The sequence below is a fragment of the Streptomyces sp. NPDC059455 genome, assembly GCF_042750115.1.
In the GTDB taxonomy this organism is placed as follows: Bacteria; Actinomycetota; Actinomycetes; order Streptomycetales; family Streptomycetaceae; genus Streptomyces; species Streptomyces endocoffeicus.
In genome coordinates this window covers 1-4,927 of record NZ_JBHYVB010000234.1, presented here as the reverse complement: position 1 = coordinate 4,927, position 4,927 = coordinate 1, and the positions used below count along the sequence as shown (strand labels likewise).

The window sequence follows — 4,927 nt, the reverse complement described above, 5'->3', positions numbered from 1 at the left end:
TCACCCCCGCGCCGCGCTCTCACCCGCCCACCGGCGGTCCTAAACACCCCTGGGCCCGCCCCCCACCGGGGGCCCGCCGCGGCGGCCGCCACCGCGCATCTGTCCCAGACCGAGGTCTGGCTGCGGCGGTACGCCCCGCTGCCGGATGACGGCCCGGCTGCCGGACGACGGCCCGGCCGCCGGATAAGCCGCACCGGCCTCAGTGGTCCTCAATCGTCGATGCCCGTGCGCTCGACGCCCGCGACGATATAGCGCTGGAGCACCAGGAAGACCACCAGCAGCGGCACGATCGACACCGCCGCCGCCACGAACAGTTCATGGAGGTTGACGGTCTGGGCGGTGGTGAACGTCGACAGCGCCACCTGCACCGTCCACGCGTCCCGGTCCTGGCCGATGACCAGCGGCCACAGGAAGGAGTTCCAGGCGCCGATGAAGACGATCGTGCCGACCGCCGCGAAGACCGGCCGGGAGTTCGGCACCACGACCCGCCAGTACGTGCGCCAGTAGCCCAGCCCGTCCACCCGCGCCGCGTCCTCCAGCTCCCGGGGAAAGCCCAGGAAGTACTGGCGGAAGATGAACGCCGCGACCGCGCTGAACAGCGTGGGTACCACCAGACCGCGCAGCGTGGACACCCAGCCGAGCGAGCTGACCAGCACAAAGCTGGGCACGAAGGTGACCGCCGCCGGGACCATCAAGGTGCCCAGGATCCAGTAGAAGACCACATTGGCGTAGGCGTACGGGATGCGCGCCAGGCCGTACCCGGCGAGTGAGGCCAGCAGCAGGGTGCCCACGGTGGTGAGGACCGCGATCAGCGAGGAGTTGAGCAGTGCGTGCGCCATCGGCACATTGGGGTCGTCGAACAACTCGCTGACGTTGGACCAGTGCAGCTCGCCCGGGAAGAACGTCCACTCCGGCGAGGTGATGTCCGCCTCGCTCGACAGACCGTTGCGCACCAGCAGATAGAACGGGATCAGGAAGACCAGCGCGAGCGCGAGCAGCAGCACCAGCCGCACGGCGCGCCCGACGCCGACGAGGGCGTCCCGGACATCACGGGCGTTCCGACGCCGGACATCGGGCGTGTTCCGACGCCGGACGTCGCGCGACTTCGGGGGAGTGGGCATCAGTCCTCCTTCCGGCCCAGCCCGAACCAGCGGGCCTGCACCACCGTCACCACGGCGATGATCAGCGCCAGGATCACCGCGCCCGCACTGCCCAGGCCCAGGTTCTGCCCCTGGCCCAGCGCCGTGTAGTAGAGGTAGACCAGCGGCGGGCGGGCGTAGGGCGGATAGCCGCGCGAGTCCGACAGCAGGTTGTAGAACTCGTCGAACGCCTGGAAGGCGTTGATCACCAGCAGCAGCACCACCGCGACCGAGGTCGCCCGCAGCTGCGGAAAGGTGATGTGCCGGAACACCTGCCAGCCGGGCCGCGCCCCGTCCACGGCCGCCGCCTCGTACAGCCGCGGGGAGATGCGCTGCAGCCCGGCCAGGAACAGCACCATGTAGAACCCGGCCTGGAGCCACAGCCGTACGGTCACGATCACCAGCCAGTACCAGGGCGGGTCCGTGCTCGACAGCCAGGCGATCTGATCGGCGCCGAACCAGTCCAGCACGGTGTTGGCCAGCCCGAAACGCACCCCGTTGAAGATCGACATCTTCCAGATCAGCGCCGCCACCACATACGAGCACGCCACCGGCAGGAAGAACACCGACCGGAAGAACGCCTGCGCCCAGCGCAGCCGGTTGACCATCAGCGCCAGCGCGAGCGAGAGCGCGTAGGTGGCCGGGACGATGAACGCCGTGAAGACCAGGAAGGTCACCAGGCTGCCGGTGAACGCGTCGTCGCCCAGCATCGCCGTGTAGTTGTCGAAGCCGACGAAGTCCGTGGGCGAGACGGTGTTGTGCGCGTCGAAGAAGCTGAGATAGACGCTCCAGGCCAGCGGGACATAGGTGAAGAGGGTCAGCCCCAGGACGAACGGGCCGACGAAAATCCAGAACCACAGATGGCGGTTCTGCGGGCCCAGGAGCCCGCGGACGAACGCCCCCCGCATCAGCTCTTCTTCTTCACACGCCGCAGCTTCACACGCCGCAGCTCGGCCTCGGTCTTGCGGACCACCGACCGCAGCTCGCCGTCCGGATCGGCCCCGCCCTTGATGATCCGGCTCAGCGCGTCCTGGTAGGCCGTACGGCTCGCGGAGGTCCACAGCAGCGGCTCGGCACGGCCGTGGTCGGTGGCGAAGCGCACCGCCTCACCGGCCGCGCCCTGCCGCAGCTTGGCCGCCTTCGTGGCCAGCGAGATCCGGGCGGGGATGTGGAAGCCGTAGCGGAGCGCGAAGTCCTCCTGGTAGTCGGTCCGTTCCACCCACAGCCACTTCACATACGCCTTCGCCAGCGCCTTGTGCCGGGACCGGGCGCTGACCGCCGCCCCGTACGCGCCGACCGGCACCGCGGGCGCGCCGTGCGCCCCGTCCTGGGGGAACGGCAGCACCCCGAAGTCCTCCCCCAGCGCCTTCTTCACCTGCGGCAGCGCCCAGAGCCCGGACCACTGCATGGCGGTGAGCCCCTGCGTGAACGCGGCCGGATCCGACCAGTCGGAGGGCGCCCCGAGCAGCAGCGACTTCTCGGCGTAGAGCTGACGCAGCTTGCCGAGCGTCCGGGCGGCGGCCGGATCGTCGAAGCCGACCTTGCCGTCCTCGGTGACCAGGGTGAGCCCGGCGGCGTTGAGCGGGGTGCCGCCGAGGACGCCGGGGCCGCCGTCATTGCCCAGGAAGAGCCCCTTGACGTCCTTGGTGGTCAGCTCCTTCGCCGCGTCGATCAGCGCGTCGAGGCTGCGCGGCGGCTCCACGCCCGAGGCGTCGAGCATGCTCTTGCGGTAGTAGAGCAACTGGGTGTCGATGACCTGCGGAACGGCCCAGATCTTGCCCTGATACGTCTTCGGGGCGAGCACGGCCGGGTTGAAGTCGTCCTTGGCCTCGCTGAGGAGATCGGTGAGATCGACCACCTGGCCGCCCTGGATCTGGTCCAGCGTCGGGCCGTTGACCTCGAAGACGTCTGGGCCGGACTTCGTGAGCAGCGCGGCGGCGGTCTGCTGGTCGTAGTTGCCCGGCCGCCACTGCACCTGGACGTTCGCCTTCAGATACGCGTCGGCGTAGCGCCTGACGGCCTGTTCGGTGCCGGGCTCGCCGTACTGGTGGTACCACTGCTCGATCACCGGCTGGCCGGCGTGGTCATCGCCGTCCCGCCCGGTGTTGGACCCACAGGCGGAGGCGAGCGCCCCCGTGAGGGCCAGCCCCCCGCCCGCACTCAGCAGCCTTCGGCGACTCATGGACATTGGCGTGCGCCCCCTCGTCTCCCGGTCCCCGTACGACCCAACGATCAACGATGGAGGCGGATTACGACAGAGGTGTTGCGGGGGGATGTCACTTTTCGGTACCGGAATGTGACGCAGAGTCGACGCCGGTGTCGGGTTCGGCGCGCTCGGCGTCCATGTCGTCGAAGACGCGCTGGGCGGTGGCGAAGGCCGAGTTGGCGGCCGGGACACCGCAGTAGATCGCGGACTGCAGCAGCACCTCGCCGATCTCCTCACGGGTCAGCCCGTTGGTGAGCGCGGCCCGGATATGCATGGCCAGTTCGGCGTCATGGCCGTGGGCGATCAGCGCGGTGAGGGTGATACAGCTGCGGGTCCGCCGGTCCAGCCCGTCGCCGGTCCAGATCTCGCCCCAGGCGTAGCGGGTGATGAAGTCCTGGAAGCGGGCCGTGAACGGGGTCGTCCGGGCCACCGCGCGATCCACGTGCGCGTCCCCGAGGACGGCCCGGCGCACCGCCATCCCGGCGGAGTGGCGTGAGGCGTCGTCCCGTGGTTGCGACGGTGCTGGGCTGTCGAGGTGGGCGAGCAGCGCCCCGGTCACCGTCTCCGGCCGCTCCACACCCGCGAGATGCGCCGCCCCGGCGACCTCGAGCAGGCTCGCGCCGGGCACCGCGTCGGCGATTTGGCGGGCGTGGGAGGGCGGGGTCGCGGGATCGTCGCGACCGGCCACGACGAGGGTGGGCGCCGCGATCTTCCCCAGGTCGGCCGTCATGTCGTACGCGGCGAGAGCGTCGCAGCAGGCGGCGTAGCCCGCACGGTCCGTGGCCCGCAGATCCTCGATCAGCGCGGCGCCGACGGGCGTACGGGCGAAGTCGTACGAGAACCAGGTGCCCGGACGGCTCGCCACCATCGCCTCCGTCCCCTCCGCCCGTACGAGCGCCGCCCGCTCACGCCAGACGGCGGGCTCGCCGAAGCGGGCCGAGGAGCAGACGACGGACAGGCGACTGATCCGGTCGGGGTGGTGTGCGGCGAGATGCAGCCCGACAGCGCCGCCGATCGAAATCCCCGCGTACGCGAACCGCTCCCACCCCTGATCGTCGGCGAGCCGCAGCACGAGGGCGGCGAGATCGCCGATGGTGGCCGACCCGTCCGAGGGCAGCGGCGCGGCGGGGGAGCCGCCGTGCCCGGGCAGATCCCAGCGCAGTACGCGGTGGCCCCGGGCGAGCGCGGGAAGCTGGGGCTCCCAGACGGCGAGGGAGGTGCCGAGGGAGGGGCCGAGGATGAGGGGTGGGGCGGTGGGGGGTCCGGTGAGATTGTGGTGCGGGGGGTTGTTGGTCATGGGGTGGGTGCTCCGGGGTGCTCCGGTGGGTGGGCGGGTTGGTTGTGTTGTGCGGCGGGGGGTTTCCGCCCGCCCCTTCCCGAACGATGGGCTCCGCATCTGGGGCCTGGGGTTTCGCTGTCTGGGCGCGGGCCGGTGGGTTTTCCCCGCCCCGCCCCGCCCCTTCCCGAACCAAGGGCTGCGCCCCTGGACCCCGGGGTTTCGTTGCCTGGTGCGGGCCGGTGGGTGGGTTGTGCCCAACAGTTAATAAATGTGTTACCTCCCAGCGGTAGATTGGTTATGTAA

The 4,927-nt window shown here is 70.5% G+C and carries 4 protein-coding genes; all 4 read right to left on the bottom strand.

Translation table 11 applies throughout. From position 1 onward, the window contains the following. Positions 1-209: 209 nt before the first annotated feature. On the bottom strand, positions 210-1,121 hold the full coding sequence (locus ACFXB5_RS46065) for a carbohydrate ABC transporter permease (RefSeq protein ID WP_385219993.1): 912 nt from the start codon (positions 1,119-1,121) through the stop codon (positions 210-212). After that, positions 1,121-2,047, bottom strand: coding sequence for a carbohydrate ABC transporter permease (locus ACFXB5_RS46060; RefSeq protein ID WP_385219992.1), 927 nt, complete (start codon positions 2,045-2,047; stop codon positions 1,121-1,123). Before ACFXB5_RS46060 ends, ACFXB5_RS46065 begins: the two co-directional genes overlap by 1 nt. Then, positions 2,047-3,327: an ABC transporter substrate-binding protein gene (locus tag ACFXB5_RS46055; protein ID WP_385219990.1), complete on the bottom strand. Its 1,281-nt coding sequence runs from the start codon at positions 3,325-3,327 to the stop codon at positions 2,047-2,049. The genes ACFXB5_RS46060 and ACFXB5_RS46055 overlap by 1 nt, the downstream gene beginning before the upstream one ends. A gap of 88 nt (positions 3,328-3,415) precedes the next feature. Next, positions 3,416-4,642: a 3-oxoadipate enol-lactonase gene (gene pcaD / locus ACFXB5_RS46050; RefSeq protein ID WP_385219988.1), complete on the bottom strand. Its 1,227-nt coding sequence runs from the start codon at positions 4,640-4,642 to the stop codon at positions 3,416-3,418. Positions 4,643-4,927 lie beyond the last annotated feature (285 nt).

Excerpts from the sequence above, each read along its gene's own strand:
- ACFXB5_RS46065 (WP_385219993.1), bottom strand. The coding sequence starts at position 1,121 with ATGCCCACTCCCCCGAAGTCGCGCGACGTCCGGCGTCGGAACACGCCC.
- ACFXB5_RS46055 (WP_385219990.1), bottom strand. The coding sequence starts at position 3,327 with ATGTCCATGAGTCGCCGAAGGCTGCTGAGTGCGGGCGGGGGGCTGGCC.
- pcaD (WP_385219988.1), bottom strand. The coding sequence starts at position 4,642 with ATGACCAACAACCCCCCGCACCACAATCTCACCGGACCCCCCACCGCC.
- ACFXB5_RS46060 (WP_385219992.1), bottom strand. The coding sequence starts at position 2,047 with ATGCGGGGGGCGTTCGTCCGCGGGCTCCTGGGCCCGCAGAACCGCCAT.